This window comes from Flavobacterium kochi (assembly GCF_048286715.1).
Classification (GTDB): Bacteria; Bacteroidota; Bacteroidia; order Flavobacteriales; family Flavobacteriaceae; genus Flavobacterium.
On the sequence record NZ_JBLVPW010000001.1, the window covers coordinates 328589 to 351542 of the forward strand.

22 protein-coding genes and 1 tRNA gene are annotated in these 22954 nt (G+C 34.1%); 6 read left to right on the forward strand and 17 right to left on the reverse strand.

Annotated features, from left to right (window positions below):
- Nucleotides 1-26 precede the first annotated feature (26 nt).
- From ACNQGH_RS01355 to pdxA, 8 genes are all read right to left on the reverse strand, one after another.
- Nucleotides 27-332: a hypothetical protein gene (locus ACNQGH_RS01355; protein WP_417954179.1), complete on the reverse strand. Its 306-nt coding sequence runs from the start codon at nt 330-332 to the stop codon at nt 27-29.
- A gap of 40 nt (nt 333-372) precedes the next feature.
- Nucleotides 373-693 carry a hypothetical protein gene (locus ACNQGH_RS01360; protein WP_417954180.1) on the reverse strand — a complete coding sequence of 107 codons (321 nt, stop codon included), beginning with the start codon at nt 691-693 and terminating at the stop codon, nt 373-375.
- 279 nt (nt 694-972) lie between these two features.
- Nucleotides 973-2319 carry an acetyl-CoA carboxylase biotin carboxylase subunit gene (gene accC, locus ACNQGH_RS01365; RefSeq protein ID WP_417954181.1) on the reverse strand — a complete coding sequence of 449 codons (1347 nt, stop codon included), beginning with the start codon at nt 2317-2319 and terminating at the stop codon, nt 973-975.
- 93 nt (nt 2320-2412) lie between these two features.
- Nucleotides 2413-2892 carry an acetyl-CoA carboxylase biotin carboxyl carrier protein gene (gene accB / locus ACNQGH_RS01370; RefSeq protein WP_417954182.1) on the reverse strand — a complete coding sequence of 160 codons (480 nt, stop codon included), beginning with the start codon at nt 2890-2892 and terminating at the stop codon, nt 2413-2415.
- Nucleotides 2893-2914: 22 nt separating this feature from the next.
- A complete protein-coding gene (locus tag ACNQGH_RS01375) occupies nt 2915-3913 on the reverse strand; it encodes a beta-ketoacyl-ACP synthase III (RefSeq protein ID WP_417954183.1) in 999 nt (332 codons plus the stop codon).
- Between the two features lie 173 nt (nt 3914-4086).
- Nucleotides 4087-4281 (reverse strand): 50S ribosomal protein L32, encoded by a 195-nt coding sequence (gene rpmF, locus ACNQGH_RS01380; protein WP_007137315.1) that lies wholly within the window; start codon nt 4279-4281, stop codon nt 4087-4089.
- Between the two features lie 9 nt (nt 4282-4290).
- Nucleotides 4291-4842 carry a YceD family protein gene (locus tag ACNQGH_RS01385; RefSeq protein ID WP_143387030.1) on the reverse strand — a complete coding sequence of 184 codons (552 nt, stop codon included), beginning with the start codon at nt 4840-4842 and terminating at the stop codon, nt 4291-4293.
- An 84-nt stretch (nt 4843-4926) separates the two neighbouring features.
- A complete protein-coding gene (pdxA, locus tag ACNQGH_RS01390) occupies nt 4927-5976 on the reverse strand; it encodes a 4-hydroxythreonine-4-phosphate dehydrogenase PdxA (RefSeq protein WP_417954184.1) in 1050 nt (349 codons plus the stop codon).
- 58 nt (nt 5977-6034) lie between these two features.
- Here pdxA and ACNQGH_RS01395 point away from each other — a divergent pair, with 58 nt between their 5' ends.
- The gene (locus ACNQGH_RS01395; RefSeq protein ID WP_417954185.1) at nt 6035-6622 is read left to right on the forward strand and encodes a riboflavin synthase; all 588 of its coding nucleotides are present in this window, start codon (nt 6035-6037) and stop codon (nt 6620-6622) included.
- A gap of 40 nt (nt 6623-6662) precedes the next feature.
- On the opposite strand, the gene ACNQGH_RS01400 is transcribed toward ACNQGH_RS01395, so the two are convergent.
- The 3 genes from ACNQGH_RS01400 to mce form a co-directional block, all read right to left on the reverse strand.
- Complete coding sequence (locus ACNQGH_RS01400; RefSeq protein ID WP_417954186.1) at nt 6663-6890, reverse strand: hypothetical protein; 228 nt, start codon at nt 6888-6890, stop codon at nt 6663-6665.
- A gap of 189 nt (nt 6891-7079) precedes the next feature.
- Nucleotides 7080-7153, reverse strand: a tRNA-Ile gene (locus ACNQGH_RS01405).
- A gap of 138 nt (nt 7154-7291) precedes the next feature.
- Entirely contained in the window at nt 7292-7693 is a 402-nt protein-coding gene (mce, locus tag ACNQGH_RS01410; RefSeq protein WP_417954187.1) for a methylmalonyl-CoA epimerase, read from the reverse strand.
- A gap of 226 nt (nt 7694-7919) precedes the next feature.
- On the opposite strand from mce, the gene ACNQGH_RS01415 reads away from it, so the two are divergent.
- Entirely contained in the window at nt 7920-9575 is a 1656-nt protein-coding gene (locus ACNQGH_RS01415; protein ID WP_417954188.1) for an Ig-like domain-containing domain, read from the forward strand.
- 1 nt (nt 9576) lies between these two features.
- Here the strand turns inward: ACNQGH_RS01415 and ACNQGH_RS01420 are convergent, their stop codons facing one another.
- From ACNQGH_RS01420 to ACNQGH_RS01435, 4 genes are all read right to left on the reverse strand, one after another.
- Nucleotides 9577-10347 carry a nitrilase family protein gene (locus ACNQGH_RS01420; RefSeq protein ID WP_417954189.1) on the reverse strand — a complete coding sequence of 257 codons (771 nt, stop codon included), beginning with the start codon at nt 10345-10347 and terminating at the stop codon, nt 9577-9579.
- Nucleotides 10348-10428: 81 nt separating this feature from the next.
- Nucleotides 10429-11175, reverse strand: coding sequence for a succinate dehydrogenase/fumarate reductase iron-sulfur subunit (locus ACNQGH_RS01425; protein WP_143387023.1), 747 nt, complete (start codon nt 11173-11175; stop codon nt 10429-10431).
- A 54-nt stretch (nt 11176-11229) separates the two neighbouring features.
- Entirely contained in the window at nt 11230-13230 is a 2001-nt protein-coding gene (locus tag ACNQGH_RS01430) for a fumarate reductase/succinate dehydrogenase flavoprotein subunit (RefSeq protein WP_417954190.1), read from the reverse strand.
- Nucleotides 13231-13243: 13 nt separating this feature from the next.
- A complete protein-coding gene (locus ACNQGH_RS01435) occupies nt 13244-13909 on the reverse strand; it encodes a succinate dehydrogenase cytochrome b subunit (RefSeq protein ID WP_417954191.1) in 666 nt (221 codons plus the stop codon).
- Nucleotides 13910-14278: 369 nt separating this feature from the next.
- On the opposite strand from ACNQGH_RS01435, the gene ACNQGH_RS01440 reads away from it, so the two are divergent.
- The 4 genes from ACNQGH_RS01440 (at nt 14279) to ACNQGH_RS01455 (ending at nt 19160) form a co-directional block, all read left to right on the forward strand.
- Nucleotides 14279-15640, forward strand: coding sequence for a hydroxymethylglutaryl-CoA synthase family protein (locus ACNQGH_RS01440; protein ID WP_417954192.1), 1362 nt, complete (start codon nt 14279-14281; stop codon nt 15638-15640).
- A 265-nt stretch (nt 15641-15905) separates the two neighbouring features.
- A complete protein-coding gene (locus ACNQGH_RS01445; protein ID WP_417954193.1) occupies nt 15906-17198 on the forward strand; it encodes an aminopeptidase P family protein in 1293 nt (430 codons plus the stop codon).
- 230 nt (nt 17199-17428) lie between these two features.
- Nucleotides 17429-18229: a TIGR00266 family protein gene (locus ACNQGH_RS01450; protein ID WP_417954194.1), complete on the forward strand. Its 801-nt coding sequence runs from the start codon at nt 17429-17431 to the stop codon at nt 18227-18229.
- 148 nt (nt 18230-18377) lie between these two features.
- Nucleotides 18378-19160: an alpha/beta fold hydrolase gene (locus ACNQGH_RS01455; protein WP_417954195.1), complete on the forward strand. Its 783-nt coding sequence runs from the start codon at nt 18378-18380 to the stop codon at nt 19158-19160.
- Here ACNQGH_RS01455 and ACNQGH_RS01460 read toward each other — a convergent pair.
- A complete protein-coding gene (locus ACNQGH_RS01460; protein WP_417954196.1) occupies nt 19157-19828 on the reverse strand; it encodes an ATP-binding cassette domain-containing protein in 672 nt (223 codons plus the stop codon). The two genes, ACNQGH_RS01455 and ACNQGH_RS01460, sit on opposite strands and share 4 nt — an antisense overlap.
- A 296-nt stretch (nt 19829-20124) precedes the next feature.
- The gene (locus tag ACNQGH_RS01465; RefSeq protein ID WP_417954197.1) at nt 20125-22890 is read right to left on the reverse strand and encodes a PD-(D/E)XK nuclease family protein; all 2766 of its coding nucleotides are present in this window, start codon (nt 22888-22890) and stop codon (nt 20125-20127) included.
- Between the last annotated feature and the right edge of the window lie 64 nt (nt 22891-22954).

Genomic DNA, 22954 nt, shown 5'->3' on the forward strand with positions numbered 1-22954 from the left:
AAAAATAACCCCTAAGTTACCCAAACTTATTTTTTAATCCAGTTTCCGTCAGCATCTGCATAAACGGTAGCTTTTTGATCTCCAGTTTGAATTTCCAGTTTGAATTCTTTCTTTTCATTCACAAACGCTTTTTCAATAATCGCTACTGGATAAGCTGTTTTAAAAGCTATTTGTAATGCTTCTGGAACCTCTTCTGATTTAATTTCTGTAAACTTTTCTTCAACAACTTTCGTCGTAGTTTCAATTTTCATTGCTTTTTTCACTGTTGAAGACTGAGCAAAAGCTGATAAACTTCCTAAAACAATTGCTATTGATAAAATTAACTTTTTCATTCTGCTATATTTTTTAATGATCTAAATTTTGTGGTGCTTCTTAAGATTGTTTAGTAATCCATTTCCCTGCTGCATCTGCATAAAGAGCTCCTGCTTTTTCACCTACTGTAACCTCTAATTTATACTCTTTTTTTTCGTTTACATATACTTTTTCAAGTTTTGCAGTTGGAAAAGCTTTTTTCAAAGCACCTTTGACAGCATCTGGAACTTCTTCCGCTTTAATTTCTGTGTATTTTTCCTCAACAGTTTGAGTAGCTTGTGCCGTTTGAGTAGTCGCTTCTGTTTTTGTAGTTGCTGATGCTTGTGCAAATGTTGATAAACTTCCTAAAAAGATTGCTGCTGATAAGATTAACTTTTTCATAATAATAGATTTTAAAAATTCAATGTTTTTTATTGTTATATTGTTATTTAAATTAATGAAATTATCATACCATAGTTATATACCTTAGCCACGCAATACTTAAAACACTTCATTGCAACACCTTACTGATTTTTCAATTAATTTAAAAATCTATAAAAGTGTGTATTCTCCATCTCAGCCTGTGTAATATTTATACACCTATCCTACTTTCGCTCCAATAGAACAAAAAAAAAAGAACCTTACATCACTGTAAGGTTTTCTCTAAATAAATATTCAAGATTATTCTGGATCATTCATTTTGAAAGTATCCATAAAAGCAGTTGTGTAATCTCCTGCAATGTATCTTGGATCATCCATTAATTGTCTGTGGAATGGAATTGTAGTTTTTATGCCTTCAATCACAAATTCATCTAATGCTCTTCTCATTTTACTAATAGCTTCTTCACGAGATTGTGCAGTTGTAATCAACTTTGCAATCATTGAATCGTAATTTGGCGGAATGGTATACCCTGAATAAACATGCGTATCTAAACGAACACCATGTCCTCCTGGCATATGAAGCGTTGTGATTTTTCCCGGAGATGGACGAAAATCATTATAAGGGTCTTCTGCATTAATCCTGCATTCAATGGCGTGCAATTGCGGTAAATAATTTTTACCAGAAATAGGTATTCCGGCAGCAACCATAATTTGCTCACGAATTAAGTCATAATCAATAACTTGTTCTGTAATCGGATGCTCAACTTGAATACGGGTATTCATTTCCATAAAGTAGAAATTACGGTGTTTATCGACCAAAAACTCTACAGTACCAGCACCTTCATACTTAATATATTCCGCAGCTTTTACAGCAGCTTCACCCATTTTAGTGCGCAGTTCATCAGTCATAAACGGAGATGGCGTCTCTTCAGTCAATTTTTGATGACGTCTTTGAACTGAACAGTCTCTTTCTGAAAGATGACAGGCTTTGCCGTACGCATCACCTACCACTTGAATTTCAATATGGCGAGGTTCCTCGATTAATTTCTCCAAATACATACCATCATTTCCAAAAGCGGCAGCAGATTCTTGACGAGCGCCTTCCCATGCTTTTAGCAATTCATCTTCTTTCCAAACAGCTCGCATTCCTTTTCCGCCACCACCAGCAGTTGCTTTAAGCATTACTGGAAAACCAAAATCTCTTGATAATTGCAGGGCTTGTTCGTACGACTCTAAAATTCCTACTGAACCGGGAACACATGGAACGCCAGCTTCAATCATAGTTGCTTTTGCAGAAGCTTTGTCTCCCATTCTATCAATCATTTCAGGAGATGCTCCAATGAATTTGATACCATGTTCTTGACAAATTTTAGAAAACTTTGAATTTTCAGAAAGGAATCCATACCCTGGATGTATTGCATCTGCATTAGTAATTTCGGCAGCGGCAATAATATTTGACATTTTCAAATAAGATAAGTTACTTGGAGGCGGTCCTATACAAACCGCTTCGTCAGCAAACTTCACATGCAGACTTTCAGCATCAGCAGTAGAATAAACTGCTACTGTTTTTATACCCATTTCCTTGCATGTTCTAATTACGCGAAGCGCAATTTCTCCCCTATTTGCAATTAATATTTTTTTAAACATCTTATTGAAATTATAAATTATAAATTATAAATTTTAAATTATTTGAATGATCGAAAAACAATTTCTCATTCAAAATTCATCATTCAAAATTTCTTATGATGGATCTACTAAGAATAAAGGCTGGTCAAATTCTACTGGCGACATATCGTCAACCAATATTTTTACAATCTTACCAGAAACTTCAGATTCAATTTCATTAAATAATTTCATTGCTTCAATAACACAAAGCACATCTCCTTTAGAAATTGTTTTACCTACTTCAACAAACATAGGTTTATCTGGTGATGGTTTTCTATAGAAAGTTCCAATAATTGGAGATTTTATAGTGATATAATGAGAATTTTCTACTACTGGAACTTCTGGCACCGAAGCTACTGGAGCAATTTGTTGCGGAGCTGCTGCTTGCGTAAGTGCATTTTGAGGTGGCATTTGCTGAACATACGTGGTCTCTGTTACATTGCCTTCTAAAGTTGTTCTAATGGTGATTTTAACATCATCCATCTCTAATTTAACTTCTGCAACACCTGAATTTGCCACAAACTTGATTAGATTTTGAATTTCTTTTAAATCCATAATTATTTATTTTAGTTTAAATTTATTTTTTATCGTATGCCCATTTTAAGTAAATAGAACCCCAAGTAAATCCTCCTCCGAAAGCTGCAAAAATAATCGTATCGCCTTTTTTAAATAAAGATTCAAAATCGTTAAGTACTAAAGGTAACGTTGCAGAAGTAGTATTTCCGTATTTTTCTATATTCATTAAAACTTTTGAGTCTTCTAAATTCATTCGACTCGCAGTAGCGTCAATGATTCGTTTATTTGCTTGATGCGGGACTAACCAATCCACATCATCATTGGTTAAATTATTTCTTTTCAAAATTAATTCACTTGCATCAGCCATATTGGTAACTGCATATTTGAAAACAGTTTTACCATCTTGAATAATATTGTGTCGATTGTCTCTTACAGTTTCGAAAGTTGTAGGAACCAAAGAACCACCGGCAGGAATTTTTAAAAAGTCTCGGCCCACACCATCGCTACGCAAATATTCGTCTTGTAATCCAAGGCCTTCGTAATTAGGTTCAAACAAAACTGCTCCGGCGCCATCACCAAAAATAATACAAGTTGATCTATCTGTATAATCGACTATAGAAGACATCTTATCTGCCCCAATTAAAAGTACTTTTTTATAACGTCCTGATTGTATGTAAGCTGCCGCTGTTGACATTCCATATAAGAAACTCGAACATGCCGCTTGTAAATCGTAAGAAAAGGCATTTATGGCTCCTATTTCGGTAGCCACGTATACTCCTGTCGATGCTACTGGCATATCCGGGGTAGCGGTTGCCATTATTAATAAATCTATTTCTAAAGGGTCAATGTTTGCTTTAGCCAATAAATCCTTTGCTGCCATAATGGCTAAGTAGGAAGTTCCTTTATCTTCATCTTTAAGGATTCTTCTTTCTTTTATTCCTGTACGAGAGGTAATCCACTCGTCATTTGTGTCAACCATTGTTTCTAACACTTTGTTTGAAAGTACAAAGTCCGGTACATAGGCTCCAACTGCTGTAATTGCGGCTGTAATTGTATTCATTGTATTCGATTATTTCTTGTCAAATGCTACCATTTGAAAATTTTTTAAAAGACTTGAAAATTACAAAAAAAATCCCAAAGCGTATTGATTTAGAACCTCTTATTTAATGAAAATTATAAACAACAAAAAAACTCTCACGATGTGAGAGTTCGAATATCATTTACAAAAATGTATTAAGCAACAGCTACAGATTTATCTATAACAACTTGCCCTCTGTAATACATTTTCCCTTCATGCCAGTAGGCTCTGTGGTATAAATGCGCCTCACCTGTGATTGGGCAAGTAGCGATTTGTGCTACAGTAGCTTTGTAATGTGTTCTTCTTTTATCTCTTCTTGTTTTGGAGATTTTTCTCTTAGGATGCGCCATTTTACTATATTATTTATCCGTTAATAGTTGCTTTAATTTGTCCCATCGCGGGTCAATATTTTCTTCTTTCTGTTCTTGTTTATGCTCTTTTTTTTGTTCTTTTATTGTCAGTTCCTTCAGTTTTTTCAAGGCTTCAGTATTTAAACTTCCATCTTTTATTCCTGGATGAACTCGTCTTAGAGGCACGGACAACACTATCATTTCATAGATATATTGTGCAATATCTATTTCAAACTCTCCGTGTGGCAAAATCAACAATTCTTCATTGTCATTATTATACATTTCTCCAAAACGAACAATCAATTTCATTTTCCCCTTAACAGGCAAATCAAAATCTTCACTGGTAAGATCACAAGGAACATTTACTGTTCCTTTATGCTTTAAACTTAATTCCAGCATTGTACTTTTTTTCTCTAAAACTACATTTACTTTGATATCTGAATTTTGAAATTCATTATAATCAAAGATTTCAAAGAACGCATTACTTATTTGATATTCAAATTGATGTTTCCCTAGCTTTAATCCTACGAAAGGAATTAAATATTCTTTTGTCTTGTTCATTTCAACAACAATTTACCCTAAACTTCGGGAGTGCAAAGATATAAAATTATTACAAATCTAATAATGTTATTCACCTTTTTTTGTTCACAACTGTTTTTCTTTTGTTTTCAAAGGTTTTTGACTGATTTCCTTGTATTGATTTCTAGAGTGAAAGATATCTATAGCAAGATAAACAGCCTCCTTAAATGAGTTATAATCCGCAACACCTTTTCCAGCAATATCGTAAGCGGTACCGTGATCCGGCGAGGTTCTGATTTTATCCAAACCTGCTGTATAATTCACTCCTTTTCCAAAAGACAATGTTTTAAAAGGAATCAATCCCTGATCGTGATACGTTGCAATAACAGCATCGTATTTGTCATATTGATTACTACCAAAAAAACCATCCGCCGCAAAAGGACCAAAAACCAACGTTCCTTTATCAAATATTTTTTTCAATGCCGGCTTTATTATCAAATCATCTTCCGTACCAATAACTCCGCCATCGCCACAATGCGGATTCAATCCTAAAACAGCAATTTTAGGCTTGTTAATACTGAAATCCTGAATTAACGATTGCTTTACAGTTTCTATTTTTTGCTTAATCAAATCTTCTGTCAGATGCGATGCAACTTCATTTAAAGGAATATGATCTGTCAACAAACCAACCCTTAAATTATCCTGCACCATCAACATTAATGCATTTCCTTCTAACTCTTGATTGAGATAATCGGTATGACCCGGGAATTTAAACGTTTCCGACTGTATATTGTATTTATTAATCGGTGCCGTAACTAACACATCAATCAACCCTTCTTTTAAAGCTTTAGTTGCCGCAACAAAAGATTTTATAGCATATTGACCTACTTTCTCATCGTTCGTTCCTGGATTTAAATCAACACCCTCTTTCCAAAGATTCAAAACATTAATCTTTCCCAGAACAATTTGATCTAATCTATCAATTCCATGAAGCGTTGAAGTAGATTCAAAACTCTTTTTTACAAATGACATTATCTTAACATTAGCAAAAATAACCGGCGTACAGAGTTCCAGCATACGTGAATCTTCGAATGTTTTCAGTACCACTTCGCTTCCAATACCGTTCAAATCTCCTATAGAAATCCCTACGATTATATTTTCTGCTTTTTTCATCATGACCTCACGTTATTTATTGCTAATTTTGAAGTGCAAATTTAGTAAAATAAAATAAGAAATGTTTACAGGAATCATAGAAACACTTGGTGTAATCCAAGAAATAAAAAAAGAGAAAGACAACATTCACATTACGGTGAATTCTTCGATCACCAGTGAATTACAAATAGACCAAAGCGTAGCTCACAACGGAATCTGCTTGACGGTAGTTGCCTTAAACGACACTTTTTATACCGTAACCGCAATTGACGAAACTATAAAAAAAACAAATTTAGCGTATTGGCAAGAAGGCGATAGCATAAATCTTGAAAGAGCAATGAAGCTTGGTGACAGACTAGACGGCCATATAGTACAAGGCCATGTTGATCAAATTGGAACCTGCATCGCTGCCGAAGAAACCAACGGAAGTTGGTCGTACACTTTTGAATATGACGAAACACTCAACAACATTACCATTGAAAAAGGTTCAATTACCATAAACGGAGTAAGTTTAACCGTAGTAAACTCAAAGAAAAATCAGTTTAGCGTAGCCATCATTCCATACACGTACGAACACACCAATTTTAATTCCTTTAAAGTAGGCACAAAAATCAATCTGGAGTTTGATGTAATAGGAAAATACGTTGCCAAACTATACGCCAACAAATAGAAAACAACACAACAAACCTTATAAAAGCAAAAACTCCAATCTAAATTGGAGTTTTTGCTTTTAACTTAAAGCTATAAATGATATAAATTCCGAATAGCGCAGCAATTATCAATATTACGAAAATATTCTCATTAATGGGCAAACCTGGCGGAGGAGGCAATGCCTTTTTCCCCGTCGGCGAAGGCACAGGAGGACCGTCAGCCAAAGCATTAAAAACGCCAAGCAGAAATAAGATTATAGTAAAAAAAACTCTTTTAATAACTTTCATAATGAGAAAAATAAAAGACAAATCATTCTTACGAGAACATTTTCCATGACATTTATTCTTTTGCAAAACAAACACATAGTTTTAACAAAAACAACAGTATTCGTGACAAAAGTATGACTTTTTTACAACAAATTTACCTTTACATTGCCATAAAAAAAGCCTTTCAAAAATTTGAAAGGCTTTTCTCTGTGGTCCCACCTGGGCTCGAACCAGGGACCACCTGATTATGAGTCAGGTGCTCTAACCAACTGAGCTATAGGACCGGTTAAGAGTTTGCAATATTACCACTATTTTTCATTTGCTCCAAATATTTTTGACCTAGATTTTCAGATAGTTTCATTATTAAGGACTTTAAAATTGAAACCAACTGAATATTAGAATACTATCCTTTATCTAAAAACTTATCGGATTTCCTGACACAGCTCAATCAGAACTCCATTAGTGCTTTTCGGATGCAAAAATGCAACTAGCTTATTATCCGCGCCTCTCTTTGGTATTTCATTTAAGACAACAAACCCTTCTTCCTTTAAACGCGCGATCTCCAATACAATATCTTCGACATCAAAAGCGATATGATGCACCCCTTCCCCTTTCTTAGCAAGAAATTTGGCAATAGGACTGTTCGGATTAGTAGCTGCTAAAAGTTCAATTTTATTAGCACCGACATTAAAAAAAGAAGTCGTTACCCCTTCACTTTCCACGTCTTCAAATTTATAGGCTGGAGCGCCTAATAACTTTTCGAAAATCAAATTCGAAGTTTCCAAATCATTAACTGCAATCCCAATATGTTCTATTTTTCTCATTTATTAAATATTCAACTGAAAATTATTTATAAAATTTAAAGGCAGAAAAAGTGTATTTTTTAAAATTCATCAACCTTAAAGCCCTGTAAAATTAAACATTAAAAATCATAAAAAACATGAAGAATTACAAAAGTAACGCTAGTTAAATACCTCATAATAATTCTATAAAAAGTTTCGATTACATTAATTATAATTGTTATTTTGTAGATTCTAATTTTGATTTGATATGTTGAAAAACAATTTAAAATATATTTCCTTATTTCTGCTTTTAATTACGATTGGTTGTGCAAAAAGAGGAAACATTACCGGAGGCCTGAAAGACACTATTGCACCCGTTTTAAAAGCGAGTTTTCCAAAGAATTTCAATACCAATTTCAAAGGAAACGAAATTAAATTGGTCTTTGACGAAAATATAAAATTAAAGGATTTAAACAAACAGTTGATTATTTCTCCACCGATGAAACATGAACCTTTGATTTTACCAACAACTGTTACTAAATTTATTACAATCAAAATAAAAGACACACTGCAACCCAACACTACCTATAGCTTCAACTTTGGTCAGAGTATAGCAGATAATAACGAAGGAAATCCTCTAAACCAGTTCAAATATGTCTTTTCAACTGGAGACTATATCGATTCTTTATCCATTAGCGGAACTGTAAAAAATGCTTACGAAAAAGAAGTAGAATCATTCATTTCAGTTATGTTGTATGAAGTAAATGACACCTTTAAGGACTCAATTGTCTATACTGAAACTCCGAGATACGTAACGAACACATTAGATAGTCTGAAAACATTCCGGTTAGAAAATCTTAAAGCAGGAAAATACCTTCTTGTAGCAATGAAGGACTACAATAACAATAATAAATTCAATCCAAAAAAAGACAAAATTGGATTTAATAAACAATTTATTACCGTCCCAAATGATACTGTTTACGAATTAGCATTATTTAAAGAAGTTCCCACATTCAAGGCTTACAAACCAAGTCAGGCGTCTGGAAATCGATTACTAATGGGATTCGAAGGAAAGACAGATCAGGTCAGCTTAAGACCTAAAATAACCTTAAAAAAAAACAACGAAACAATCCCGTCCATTGTTACCCAGTTACCTAAAAAAGATTCGCTGCAAATATGGTACAAACCCATAAAAACCGACTCATTAGCTTTGGCTGTAACCAAAGACAAATACAACACAAATTTCTCGTTTAAAATTAAAGATCAGAAAAAAGACACCCTAAATATTACTGCCGTACAAAATGGTGTATTAAATTTTAGAGATCGATTTACTTTAGAAACCGCTACGCCACTAGTAAATTTTGACAATTCAAAAATAAAGCTCGTTAAAAACGGTAATGTCTCTATACCTTTTACAACTGAATATGACGAATTTAATCAGAAATTGTATTTCGACTTTAAGAAAGAACCCTCCGAAAAGTACAGCATTTCCATTCTTCCTGGAGCTTTGACCGATTTTTTTGAAAAATCAAATGATTCACTAACATATAAAATAAACACCAAAAGCACTGCTGATTACGGAAACCTTAGTGTGTCTTTACAAAATGGAAAGCAATTTCCTGTTATCGTGCAATTAACCAATATCAAAGGAGAAATTTTAGCTACTGAATATACTGAAAAAAACACAACAGTTGACTTTAATCTAATTGAACCTGCACTTTATACCCTTAGAGCCATCTATGACGAAAACAAAAACAAAGAATGGGATTCAGGAAATTATTTAGAAAAACGTCAAGCAGAGGAAGTAATTTATTTTTCTAAGGAAATAGATGTACGAGCCAATTGGGATGTAAACCAAGCATTTGACCTGAGTCTTCCCTACATTCCTGAACCTAAAAAGAAAACGGATAAAAAGAATAAATAAATTATATATTTTTTATTTCAAAAGTATCCCTATCATTCAAAAAACCTAACTTTTGTCTGGCTTGCAACATCTTTTCTTTATTTAATTCAGCATAAAGAATACATTCGGATTCTATCGGTTCGACAATAGAATTTCCAAAAAAATCTAACGCTTGCGAGTGTCCCGTATATTGATAACCATTATTATCGGCTCCTATTCGGTTAACCCCAATCGTATAACACATATTTTCTATTGCGCGTGCTTTAAGTAATGCATCCCATGCATTTATTCTAATTTTTGGCCAACTTGCAACATAGATTAGTAAATCATAATCCTCAGAATTCCTTGAGAACACCGGAAATCTTAAATCATAACATACTTGCAGGCAAATTTTCCAGCCAAAATAATCCACAAGGGTTTTTTGGGTTCCGCTGGTGTATACCTTATCTTCTCCAGCAAGAGTAAATAAGTGTTTTTTATCATAGAATTGAATTTCACCTGATGGAAACACGAAAACCATTCGATTGTAGAAATTATTATTTTCTTCAACAACTAAACTTCCCGTAATGGCAGTTTTTTTTGCTCTTGCCAACGATTTAACCCACGTTATCGTTTCACCCTGCATCGTCTCCGCAACCTTCTCCGGACTCATGGTAAATCCAGATGTAAACATTTCCGGAAGTACAATCAAATCAATATCATCGCCAATTGAATTGATCTTTTCTTCAAAATAGTTCCGATTTCTTTTTGGATTTTCCCAATATAAAGATGCTTGTATGAGTGCCGTTTTCATTTGAAATCATTTTTATAAAGATAAAAAAAAACACATTCAACTTTTACATTGAATGCGTTTATTAATTTCATTTATTAGGTTTTATCCTTTCAAGCTTGCAGACATATATTCTCTGTTCATACGAGCAATATTTTCAAGAGAAATTCCTTTTGGACATTCTACTTCACAAGCTCCAGTATTGGTACAATTCCCAAAACCTTCTGCATCCATTTGGCTGACCATGTTTAAAACCCTGTCAGTAGCTTCAATTCTTCCTTGAGGCAGCAAAGCATATTGAGATACTTTTGCAGCAACGAATAACATAGCCGATGAATTTTTACAACTCGCAACACAAGCTCCACAACCAATACAAGCTGCAGCATCAAAAGCATCATCAGCATCTTTCTTGTTAATTGGAATTGTATTGGCATCAATTGTATTTCCAGAAGTATTTACAGATATAAATCCTCCGGCGTGCTGAATTCTGTCAAAAGAACTTCTATCAACAACTAAATCTTTAATTACTGGAAATGCTTTTGCTCTGAATGGCTCGATAAAAATTGTATCTCCATCCTTGAACATTCTCATGTGCAATTGACAGGTTGTAACACCTCTGTCCGGCCCATGAGCTTCACCATTGATGTACAAAGAGCACATTCCGCAAATTCCTTCGCGACAATCATGATCAAATGCAACCGGTTCATCTCCTTTCATGATTAATTCATCATTCAAAATGTCAAGCATTTCAAGGAATGACATATCTGGCTCAATATGATCTATAGGATATTCGACTATTTTTCCTTCTGCAGCGGCATTTTTCTGACGCCATATTTTTAATGTAAGTTTCATCTTTTTTTTAAGTATTAAGTATTAAGAGTAATCTTCAAGACTTTTCTCGAAATACTATTTATAACTTCTTTGAACTAGTTTCACGTTATCAAATACCAGCGGCTCTTTATGCAAAACAGCTTCACTTGGTTTTCCAGTGTATTCCCATGCGGCTACATAAGCGAAATTCTCATCGTCGCGTTGCGCTTCACCTTCTTCTGTTTGGTATTCTTCACGGAAATGTCCTCCACAAGATTCATTACGATGTAAAGCATCCTTAGCGAATAATTCTCCCAATTCAAGGAAATCGGCAACACGAGTCGCTTTTTCCAATTCTTGATTCAATCCATTAGCATCACCAGGAACTTTTACTTCTTTGTAAAACTCTTCACGTAAAGCAGCAATCTCAACAATCGCTTCATTTAATCCTTTTGCGTTACGAGCCATCCCAACTTTATCCCACATAATTTTTCCTAATTTCTTATGAAAATAGTCAACAGAATGTGTTCCTTTATTGTTCATGAATTTTTCAATTTGATCTTTTACTGCTTTTTCTGCAGCAACAAATTCAGGTAAGTCTGTAGATATTGCCCCCATTTTAATGTCTGGCGATAAATAATCTCCAATAGTATATGGCAATACAAAATACCCATCAGCTAAACCTTGCATCAATGCTGAAGCTCCAAGTCTGTTAGCTCCGTGATCAGAAAAATTAGATTCTCCAATAGAGAAACATCCCGGAATTGTAGTTTGTAAGTTATAATCAACCCAAGTTCCTCCCATAGTATAATGTACCGCAGGGTAAATCATCATTGGAGTTGAATAGGGGTTCTCATCAACGATTTTCTCATACATTTGAAACAAGTTACCATATTTATTGGCAACAACTTCTGTCCCTAATTTAATAATTAACTTGGCATCATTTACATCTAAACCTTTAACATATACTTGCTCTTTTCCGTAACGTTGTATTGCAGCAGCAAAATCAAGATACACAGCTTCACCAGTTTTATTTATACCAAAACCAGCATCACAACGCTCTTTGGCTGCACGTGAAGCAACATCACGAGGAACAAGATTTCCAAAAGCAGGGTATCTTCTTTCCAAGTAATAATCTCTTTCCGCTTCAGACAAATCCGTTGGTTTCTTTTTACCTTCACGAATAGCTTTGGCATCCTCTAATTTTGCAGGAACCCAAATACGTCCGTCATTACGCAATGATTCCGACATTAATGTCAATTTCGATTGATGATCTCCAGAAACCGGAATACAGGTTGGGTGAATTTGTGTGTAGCAAGGATTTGCGAAGAAAGCTCCTTTTTTGTGGATTTTCCAAGCTGCTGTAGCGTTGCTTCCCATTGCATTTGTAGAAAGGAAAAATACATTTCCGTAACCTCCGGAAGCAATAACAACCGCATGAGCTGAATGTCTTTCTATTTCACCAGTAACCAAGTTACGAGCTATAATCCCTCTTGCTTTTCCGTTTACGACTACTAAATCAAGCATTTCGTGACGGTTATGCATTTTTATTTTTCCACGACCGATTTGGCGGTTCATTGCTGAATAAGCACCTAGTAATAACTGCTGCCCAGTTTGCCCTTTTGCATAAAAAGTTCTAGAAACCAATGTTCCACCAAAAGAACGGTTATCTAATAACCCCCCATATTCACGAGCCAATGGGACACCTTGTGCCACACATTGGTCAATAATATTAGAAGAAACTTCCGCAAGACGGTGAACGTTTGCTTCACGAGCACGATAATCGCCCCCTTTTACAGTATCATAAAATAGACGGAACGTTGAATCTCCATCACCTTGATAATTTTTCGCAGCATTAATTCCCCCTTGTGCAGCAATTGAGTGCGCACGACGTGGTGAATCTTGGAAGCAAAAAGCTTTTACGTTATATCCTAATTCTGCTAAAGTTGCAGCAGCAGAACCTCCAGCTAAACCTGTACCAACTATAATTATATCTAAATTACGTTTGTTAGCAGGGTTTACTAAATTAATATGATCTTTATAATTTGTCCATTTGTCCGAAATTGGACCGCTAGGAATTTTTGAATCTAATGCCATTTATAATTTAATATTAATGATTAAAATGATGAAATAATGCAATGAAAATGAAACCAAAAGGAACTACAATTGCAAAAGCATATCCTAATGTATGCAAAGATTTTGAATATTTATTATTAAAACCCACCGATTGAAATGATGAGTTGAAACCATGCCACAAGTGCAAAGACAACAACAAAAATGACAAACTATACAATGCTGTGCGAACTGGGCTTTCAAACTTTTCTACTAATTCAGGATAGTACCTTGCTGCATCCAATGGATTAACGTTTACATATTTATAAACCATCTCAGGAAACCAAAAATCGTAAAAATGCAACGCTATAAAAGCCAAAACAACTGAACCAGAAAGAATCATGTTTCTTGAAGCCCAAGAAGAATTCGCAGCTCCATTATTCCTTTTGTAGGCAATAGGGCGGGCACTTCTATTTTTGAAATCCAAAACAAAACCCATTATAAAGTGAAAAACTACCCCTACAATCAATATAGGTTGTATTACGAATTGAACTAATGGATTATTCCCCATAAAATGAGAAATTGAGTTAAAAGTATCGGAACTAAAGACCGACGTCATATTGATAAAAAAATGCTGTGCTAGAAACAACATCAAAAAAAGTCCTGAAAGTGCCATAGCTACTTTTTTTGCTATTGACGATTTCAATAATGCAGATTTTGCCATAAGATTTATATAATTTGTTTAAAAAAATTCTACAAAAATAAAGCAATTACACAGGAACTACAACCTTTTCGCTGTTATTTATAATGATTTTAAAGTGCTCTACCTAAAAGAGTAACAAATCCTTAACCACAAACACTTAAAGCATTAATTAACTGCAATTTAGTTACACAAAAAATAAAAATACAATAAATAAGCCATCACAAAATCAGCTATTTATTGATATTCAAATGCCTTAAAAATAGCAAATCAATAATTTTTAATATTATTTATTTTCAAATCAATAAAAACACAAAAAACTACCATTTTGTGTGTATAAAAAAATTGCAAATAAAGAGTGTAATTTTAACTTTACATGTTAAAAAATTGAAAATGAAAACAGGAATTGATTCCATCTCTTTTGATGTTGCTAAAATACACTTACCTATTAAAACTTTGGCGAACGCCAGAAATATTGAACCTGAAAAATTAGAAAAAGGTTTAGGTTTAATCAAAATGACACTACCAGATACCCATCAAGATACCGTCACTTTTGCCGCCAACGCCTTGACAAAACTGATCCAAGAAAACAATCTAAATCTAAATGAAATTGCAAGAATATATGTTGGTACTGAAAGCGCGATTGACAATTCAAAACCAATAAGCTCTTTTTTAATTGCCTTAATGGAACAAAAATTTGGAGAAAACACTTTGTCTGAATGTGATGTAGTTGATTTTACATTCGCTTGCATCGGTGGAGTTGATGCGTTACAAAACTGCATCGATTTTATAAAATTGAATCCAACCAAAAAAGCAATTGTTGTCACTACTGATTTTGCCAAATACGATTTGAATTCAACAGGCGAATATACTCAAGGTGCTGGAGCTTTAGCTATGCTAGTCACTTCAAACCCGAGAATTATTGCATTTGATAATAATTGGGCAACAAGCACAAAAGGTGTTTTTGACTTTTTCAAACCGTTCAGAACACTTCCGAAAGCAGAAATTACAGGAAATAAAAACAATGAATCATGGTTTGACAATCTTGAAACGGAAATAGAAATCCACAAAGACCAACCTGTTTTTGACGGACAATACTCCAACCAATGTTATATGGATCGTACCAGAAACGCCTATTTTTCATTAAAAAAATTAAAAAATACTTCCGAAACAATCTATAATTCATGGGAAAGCATAATCATGCATTTACCATATGCATTTCAAGGGCGTCGCATGTTATCTGAGATTTACGCTTTAGATGCCGAAAGCAAAATTATCTCTGGAAATGAAAATGCTTCGGAATACCAAACTAAATTGAAAGAAATCAGTAAATCTGAAGAATACCAGCGTTTTGTAAATGAAAAATTAATGCCTGCTGAATTAGCTTCTTCTTTAATTGGCAATTTATACACTGGCTCCATTTTTATGGGATTACTTTCGACTTTGGCACATTTTTACGATACTAAGAAAGAAATTTCAAATTTAAAATTTGGATTTTTAGCCTATGGAAGCGGTTCAAAATCCAAAGTTTTTGAAGGAACCATTCAACCAAACTGGGAAGCCGCAATTACCAATATTAATCTTTTCGAAACCTTAGAAGAAAGCTTTGAAATTGATTTCGAAACTTATGAAAAGCTTCATAAAAAAGAACAGAAACAAAGCATTCAACTGCCCAAAAACGAATGGATTTTGAACCGAATAGAAAAAGAAATTCCAAATCTATTAGGAGCGCGTTATTATAAATGGGTTAATTAATTACACCTCCTTTAGAAAAAAGCACCCGGAATTCTTAATTGAACTTTGGATGCTTTTTTTATTTAAACAGAGAATCCGTTTACTGAATCTGCTCATTTATTGCGCTACGATTAAATCCGTGTCTACGTTACGCATTTTTTTTTTGCAGCAACTGAATGGGAGACAAAGTGCGCTGTGTTTTTTTATTTAAAATTTGTCGAATTCATAACAAAAAACGATTTAAACTTAGTATTTTTGAGTAATTAAAAGTTTAAACTGAATTGTTATGAAATACCATCAAATTGACCGGGATTTATTTATAAAAAATCGCACCAAATTCATGGCTCAAATGAAGCCAAAAAGTGTCGCCGTTTTTAACTCTAATGATATTTATCCAATAAGTGCCGATAGCACAATGCCTTTTGCACAACACCGAGACATTTTTTATTTAAGCGGGGTAGATCAAGAAGAAAGTATTTTATTGCTTTTTCCAGATGCACCATATGAACATCAAAGAGAGATGCTATTCTTGAAAGAAACTAGCGAACATATTGCTATTTGGGAAGGCGAAAAACTGACTAAAGAACGTGCTTTTGAAGTTTCAGGAATTAAAACCGTGTATTGGCTGCAAGATTTTGAGAAAATTTTATTCGAAATGATGACCTATTCGGACACTATTTATATCAATACCAACGAACATTATCGCGCCACTGTACAAACCGAAACTCGTGAAGCCCGTTTTGTAAAATGGTGGAAAGAAAAATATCCGGCCCATACTGTCGCAAAAAGCAACCCAATATTGCAACGTCTTCGTTCTATAAAAGAAAGCGAAGAACTAGATTTAATCCAAAATGCCTGTAACATCACTGAAAAAGGTTTCAGAAGATTATTGCCATTTGTGAAACCAAATGTAACCGAATACGAAATCGAAGCCGAGTTAATTCACGAATTCATTCGCAATCGTTCCAAAGGTTTCGCTTACACACCAATTATCGCTTCAGGAAATAACGCTAATGTTTTGCATTATATAGAAAATAATCAACAATGCCACCCAGGTGATTTGATTTTATTGGACGTAGCAGCGGAATACGCGAATTATTCCAGTGATATGACCAGAATGATTCCCGTTTCAGGAAAATTCAGCAGCAGACAAAAAGATGTTTACGAAGCTGTTTTACGAGTTAAAAATGAAGCTACCAAAATGCTTATTCCAGGAACACTTTGGAAACAGTATCATTTCGAAGTGGGAAAAATCATGACTTCAGAATTACTGGGCTTAGGACTTTTGGACAAAGCTGATATACAAAACGAAAACCCGGAATGGCCCGCATACAAAAAATACTTCATGCACGGAACTTCTCACCATATGGGATTGGATACTCATGATTATGGAATTTTAATAGAGCCAATGCAGGCCAATATGGTTTTCACCGTGGAACCTGGAATTTACATTCCTGCCGAAGGTTTCGGAATCCGTTTGGAGGACAATGTAATTATTCAGGAAACTGGAGAGCCATTCAATTTGATGCGCAATATTCCTATTGAAGTTGACGAAATTGAAGATTTAATGAACTGTTAAATTCATTAAAATACATCTAATTGGGACGGCTTACACCATGTAGGCCGTTTTTTATTTGGGCCTAACCCACTCCCATAAACTCCAGCTGCATTGGGTTATTCGCCACCCTCTCAGCCCTTACTTCAACTGGAAAATCTATAATTCAATGCTATCAATTCCAAAATCCAACGCAAAACTGTAACTTTTTAATTCAACTTCCGACTTATTTAAAAACTTAAATCACAGAAATCATGCAAGCACACAAAATAGACTATTATATATATGGCGAGGAAATGCAATATGTGGAAATAGAATTGGATCCACAGGAAATTGTAATTGCCGAAGCAGGAAGTTTTATGATGATGGACAATAATATTCAAATGGAAACCATTTTTGGAGATGGTTCCGGACAAGAAACCGGATTGTTTGGCAAACTTTTAAGCGCTGGAAAAAGAGTACTAACTGGTGAAAGTCTCTTCATGACTGCATTCATTAACCAAAGCAATACTAAAAGCAAAGTTTCCTTTGCATCCCCTTATCCGGGGAAAATTATCCCAATTGACTTAACCCAATTTGACGGAAAATTCATTTGTCAGAAAGACTCCTTTCTTTGTGCTGCCAAAGGCGTTTCCGTAGGAATTGAATTTTCTAAAAAACTGGGACGCGGACTTTTTTGCGGTGAGGGTTTCATCATGCAAAAAATAGAAGGAGACGGAATGGCGTTTGTGCATACAGGGGGAACATTAGCAAAAAAAGAATTGGCAGCAGGCGAAATCCTAAAAGTAGATACCGGTTGTATCGTAGGTTTTACCAAAGATGTCGATTATGATATTGAATTTATTGGTGGCATCAAAAATTCCATTTTTGGGGGAGAAGGATTATTTTACGCCACACTTCGTGGACCAGGGACGGTTTACATACAATCATTACCTTTCAGCAGGTTGGCAGACAGAATCATCGCATCCGCTCCAAAAGCTGGCGGAAACAGCCGTGATGAAGGTAGTTTATTGGGAGGATTAGGAAATCTTCTCGATGGCGACAATCGTTTTTAGTTTTTTAAATAATTACAGACGGTTTCCATTTCTGAAAACCGTCTGTAATCTATCGCTCTCTTAACTCATCTAGAATTACTCCTATTAAGTTACATTTGTTAAATGGTTAAAAAATAAAAATGTTATTTTTGCACTTTAAACAAAAAACTTGAAACAAATTCTCTTTAAAAATACCAATATTTCTTATTCCGATACTGGAAAAGGGACCGCTATTGTTTTACTTCATGGTTTTCTGGAAAACAAAGACATGTGGGATTTTTACATTCCGGAATTTGCTAAAAAAAACCGCATCATTACTGTTGATTTATTAGGTCATGGTGAAACGGAATGTTTAAGCTATGTACAAACTATGGAAGATAATGCGGATGCTATTCGTGCCGTTTTATCGGAATTACGCATTAGAAAAGCAATTTTTGTCGGACATTCAATGGGTGGCTACGTAGCTTTGGCTTTCGCAGAATTATATCCTGAGAATATAAAAGGATTAGTTTTATTAAATTCAACAACGAGATCCGATAGCGAGGAACGAAAAACAAATCGGGACCGGGCTATTAAAGCGGTAAAACAATCTTTTATTAATTTTGTTTCATTATCAATTGCTAATTTGTTCAGCGAATCCAACAGAGACATACTTTCATCAGAAATTGAAAAAGTAAAAAAAGAAGCTTTAAAAACGCCACTTCAAGGAATTGTTGCCTCTCTCGAAGGAATGAAAATAAGAAAAGATCGTGAAGTTTTATTGCATCTTACCCACTATCCAAAACTATTAATTCTGGGCGAAAAAGATCCTGTTTTAAATTACGAAGAAACTAAAGAGCAAATAGAAAATACTGCTGTGAAACTCGTTTCTTTTCCAGACGGACATATGAGTCATATTGAGAACCAAACAGAACTATTAGAAGTACTATTGACTTTTTTCAAAAGCATTTAAATCATTCCCGATTTCAAATAGTCTCTTTTTATCAATTCACTTTTATCATTTAAATGATACAGCTTCCCGTCTTTCATCAACGCCAATTTTGTAGAAACTTTAAGCACATTTTCATAATTATAATCCGTAATAATAATTCCTTTTGAGATTGACATTTCAGTTATCAGTCTATTTATCTTTTCAACGATAATTGGCGACAAACCATTATAAGGCTCGTCAAGCAAAACAAATTTTGAAGGATTATTGAGTATTAATTTAATTTCTAAATACCGCCATTCTCCCCCGGACAAATTTTTTATTTTTTTATTAAGTATCGTTTGAATTATGTCATCAGCATAAAATCCCTCCAGTTTATCTTTAGCAATAGACAATTCAATACTCTTTTTTACAGAAAATAAATTTGGGATAAAATTATCTTGAGACAAATAGCTTATTTGATTTAGTAAATCACTGGTTTTTAATTTCACTACGCCATCTACCTGAACACATTTAAAATCGGCAGTTACAATTCCGAAAATGATTTTTAATAATGTCGATTTTCCAGAACCATTCCCTCCTAAAATGCCAATAATATCAGCAGTTTCACATTTCAAATACACATCTGAAATTATGATTTCGCCGTTGTATTGTTTTTGAACGCTGTCAACTTCTAAGATACTTTTAGTCATATTACTTGCAGCATTAAATTAATGACTAAAATGAAAAGTATTGAAAAAACGCAATTCATCAGGAAACTAAAAGTCAATAACTTCATTTTTGAAATTCCATTATTGTAATAAAACAGATATTCATTCTTAGCATTTACTTCTTTTACCAAAATACTAATCAAGAAACCGAAAATAACAAGTACACATTTGAACGTTTCAAATCCTCCAAAAACCCATGCCAAGACGCTTATCGACAAGGTTATCGTCAAAGTGCTTTTGTAAAACTCAAAGATATTAGATAATTTACTACTGGGCATTTAAATTATTTTCTCCAGAAAAGGAATATTCTCATCTAAAATTTCATTCAACAACAGAACAATCTGTTCGAGATAATTATTCAAAATTGCCTCGTTTATAATTGAATTAGCCTCTTTCTCTTCTTTAAAATTAAAGGGTAAAAAACCAGCTTTCAAATTCTTAAAAGAAACAATACCTGCTTCAATCGGCTTTCCCTTTGCTTCATTTTCATACATAAAAGCATAAGCCAAAACTTGAATAATTTTATCAAATTTAATATCCTCGCTTAATCCTTTCCATGACTTTAAAGTCACACTGGCTTTTTCTACTTTACCTGTCTTGTAATCAATAATTCTGATGACCCCGTTGCGTTCTTCAATTCTATCGACATTTCCTTTTATCAATACCGGAAACAGCAAATTAGGATGATTTAATAACCGCTCGAATGTTTGTTCCAGAGCGATAATTTTGATTACATCACCATTCTTAATGCTTTCTAATTCAACTTTTAGGAAATTTGACACGTTCCGTTTGGCTACTTCGAAAGCCAATAAATTCCTTCCTTTTTTGATTTCACCTTCTTTGTAAACCAATTTGAATTGTTTCAGAACCTCTGCATCGATTTGTTTGAAACAGTTTAAGATATCACTTTCAGAAACAAACTTCCCAACGAATGGTTCGTACAGCACTTTCAGCGTTTCGTGAATAATAGTCCCTAAAGTGTTTAAAGCAATATTCTCTTCGACTTCTTCGACTTCACTGATGCGCAAAATCTTTTGAAAATAAAACTGGATTGGATTTCGGATATAACTGGTCAAAGCAGAGGGAGAAAAGCCTTTACCAGCAATTTCTTTCAAACGAGCCATAACACTTTCCGACTTCGGAATTACCATTGGCTGATAAGCCGTTTCTGGCAAAACAGCATTATAGATTTCGTGTGTCAGCGTATGATTGACCTGCTTCTCTACTTCCAATTGTGTTATGAATCGGCTTTTTTCACCAGCATCCAGTCCCTCGCTTTCGGTATTATAAAGCAGGTAAATATTCTTGGCACGTTGTAATAAATGATAAAAATGATAGGTGTAAATCGCATCTTTTTCTTTAAAAGTTGGCAAACCTAATTCCCGTTTCACATCATATGGAATAAATGAATTTTGCGATTTTCCTGCTGGAAATTTCCCTTCATTCATTGAGGTAACAATTACGGTATCAAAGTCCAATACACGGCTTTCTAAAACTCCCATAATCTGCAAACCATTCAGAGGCTCCCCCTCAAAAGAAACTTCGGCCAAATCAATTACTTGTTTATAAATGGCATAAAGTGTTTCTATCTTATCGATGTGCTCGTGTTTCGCATAGTAATTAATCAATTTATTAATAACTTTGAAAATAGCAAAAACAAAAGCCTTCGTGATTTTTTCTTCTTCGTTGTCGTTACTTAAATTGTTTTTAATCGTTTGTAATAATTTAGAAATAGTCTCTAATACTGGTATCGATCCGTTTTCCCATTTTTGGAATAACAAAAGAAATAACTCTGATGGATTTGCATTCAATTCCATCAATTTATGATGGGTGATAAAAGTGTAATTATTTTGATTGATAATTTTGACCAAAGTATTGGTTTTCGCGTAAGGCTCCACCAAAGGATGTGTCAAAATATCCAATACATCTTTGTAATACAATACATAATTTTTTGCATTTCTAGACAGTGCATTGGTATGCATTTTAAATAACTTCGCAATCAAAATCTGCGCTGGATTGTTCTTACCCGAATAGCCCATTGTTATATTCAATACACCAACAGTTGATGGCAACGAATACAAAAGCGGCACTAAAAGATTTTCTTCACCAAGAACGACGGCCACTTTATCAAGTTTACCTTCGGGATTTTCATTGACTACATTTTCAATAATACTTCCTGCGATTTTGGCTTGACCAATTGTCTTTGGTGTTCCTATAACCTGGATGTTTTTAGTCTGTGAAAACTCATTTACAATCCATTCAAAAGGATTGGACTTATAATGTTTCCAACTTTCTTTAAAACGCCTTACAAACAGCCCTGCATCGTGATATGGGTCATTTAGAAAGGTTTGATCTGCATCCCAATATATTTTGGCCTGATCAGAAGCAATAAGGTGTTGAATTATTTTTTCCTCGGCTGCATTCAGTGCATTAAAACCCGCAAACAGGAATTGTTTGTTTTGTACAGAATTCGAAAAATGGTTCAGATTATTTACTGCCTCACGGTAAATCAAACCTTGGTAACCGACTCCCTTATTTAATAAATGAGTATAAAGTGATCGATAGTAATTGGGCAGTAATTTCCAAAAATCGATATATTTTTCTAATAAGACTGTTTTATTTTCAACTTCAATTCCCCATTTTTTGATGTCTTCGATATCTTTCAGGTACGAAAGAACATATGATGGTTCCAATAAATAGCGATCTATCTCATTAAAATCCTGCAAAAGTGTTTTTGCCCAATTGGCAAAGAGTTCAAAGGATTGTTGGCTTACTTTGTCAGTAATAGACAAATAGACTTCATAGAATTCGAATAGTAATTCTATTGGATCAATAGTACGAATACCCGCTATATCTTGAACAAAGTCTTCGATACTAATAATTTCAGGAGAAAGGATATTAGCTGAAACTTGTTTCTTTAAAGCTTCGATCAGGAATATTTTCGCCCGTTTGTTTGGTAAAACGACAATGGTATCTGAAAGATTATCTGAATAGTTTTCAATTAAAACGGTGGCTATTTTATCTAAAAAAGAAGTATTTGTCATTTTATAAAAATAAAAAAAACGCCCCGATAAATCGAGGCGTTTTCTATAAATATTTTGAAAGAAA

Bases quoted from the DNA above. Each gene is read 5' to 3' on its own strand.
- ACNQGH_RS01420 (WP_417954189.1), bottom strand. From the start codon at position 10,347: ATGAAAACGGCACTCATACAAGCATCTTTATATTGGGAAAATCCAAAA.
- pdxA (WP_417954184.1), bottom strand. From the start codon at position 5,976: ATGATGAAAAAAGCAGAAAATATAATCGTAGGGATTTCTATAGGAGAT.
- ACNQGH_RS01395 (WP_417954185.1), top strand. From the start codon at position 6,035: ATGTTTACAGGAATCATAGAAACACTTGGTGTAATCCAAGAAATAAAA.
- ACNQGH_RS01355 (WP_417954179.1), bottom strand. From the start codon at position 332: ATGAAAAAGTTAATTTTATCAATAGCAATTGTTTTAGGAAGTTTATCA.
- rpmF (WP_007137315.1), bottom strand. From the start codon at position 4,281: ATGGCGCATCCTAAGAGAAAAATCTCCAAAACAAGAAGAGATAAAAGA.
- ACNQGH_RS01435 (WP_417954191.1), bottom strand. From the start codon at position 13,909: ATGGCAAAATCTGCATTATTGAAATCGTCAATAGCAAAAAAAGTAGCT.
- ACNQGH_RS01450 (WP_417954194.1), top strand. From the start codon at position 17,429: ATGCAAGCACACAAAATAGACTATTATATATATGGCGAGGAAATGCAA.
- ACNQGH_RS01385 (WP_143387030.1), bottom strand. From the start codon at position 4,842: ATGAACAAGACAAAAGAATATTTAATTCCTTTCGTAGGATTAAAGCTA.
- ACNQGH_RS01425 (WP_143387023.1), bottom strand. From the start codon at position 11,175: ATGAAACTTACATTAAAAATATGGCGTCAGAAAAATGCCGCTGCAGAA.
- ACNQGH_RS01375 (WP_417954183.1), bottom strand. From the start codon at position 3,913: ATGAATACAATTACAGCCGCAATTACAGCAGTTGGAGCCTATGTACCG.
- ACNQGH_RS01430 (WP_417954190.1), bottom strand. From the start codon at position 13,230: ATGGCATTAGATTCAAAAATTCCTAGCGGTCCAATTTCGGACAAATGG.
- accC (WP_417954181.1), bottom strand. From the start codon at position 2,319: ATGTTTAAAAAAATATTAATTGCAAATAGGGGAGAAATTGCGCTTCGC.
- ACNQGH_RS01460 (WP_417954196.1), bottom strand. From the start codon at position 19,828: ATGACTAAAAGTATCTTAGAAGTTGACAGCGTTCAAAAACAATACAAC.
- ACNQGH_RS01415 (WP_417954188.1), top strand. From the start codon at position 7,920: ATGTTGAAAAACAATTTAAAATATATTTCCTTATTTCTGCTTTTAATT.
- accB (WP_417954182.1), bottom strand. From the start codon at position 2,892: ATGGATTTAAAAGAAATTCAAAATCTAATCAAGTTTGTGGCAAATTCA.
- mce (WP_417954187.1), bottom strand. From the start codon at position 7,693: ATGAGAAAAATAGAACATATTGGGATTGCAGTTAATGATTTGGAAACT.
- ACNQGH_RS01445 (WP_417954193.1), top strand. From the start codon at position 15,906: ATGAAATACCATCAAATTGACCGGGATTTATTTATAAAAAATCGCACC.
- ACNQGH_RS01360 (WP_417954180.1), bottom strand. From the start codon at position 693: ATGAAAAAGTTAATCTTATCAGCAGCAATCTTTTTAGGAAGTTTATCA.
- ACNQGH_RS01440 (WP_417954192.1), top strand. From the start codon at position 14,279: ATGAAAACAGGAATTGATTCCATCTCTTTTGATGTTGCTAAAATACAC.
- ACNQGH_RS01465 (WP_417954197.1), bottom strand. From the start codon at position 22,890: ATGACAAATACTTCTTTTTTAGATAAAATAGCCACCGTTTTAATTGAA.
- ACNQGH_RS01400 (WP_417954186.1), bottom strand. From the start codon at position 6,890: ATGAAAGTTATTAAAAGAGTTTTTTTTACTATAATCTTATTTCTGCTT.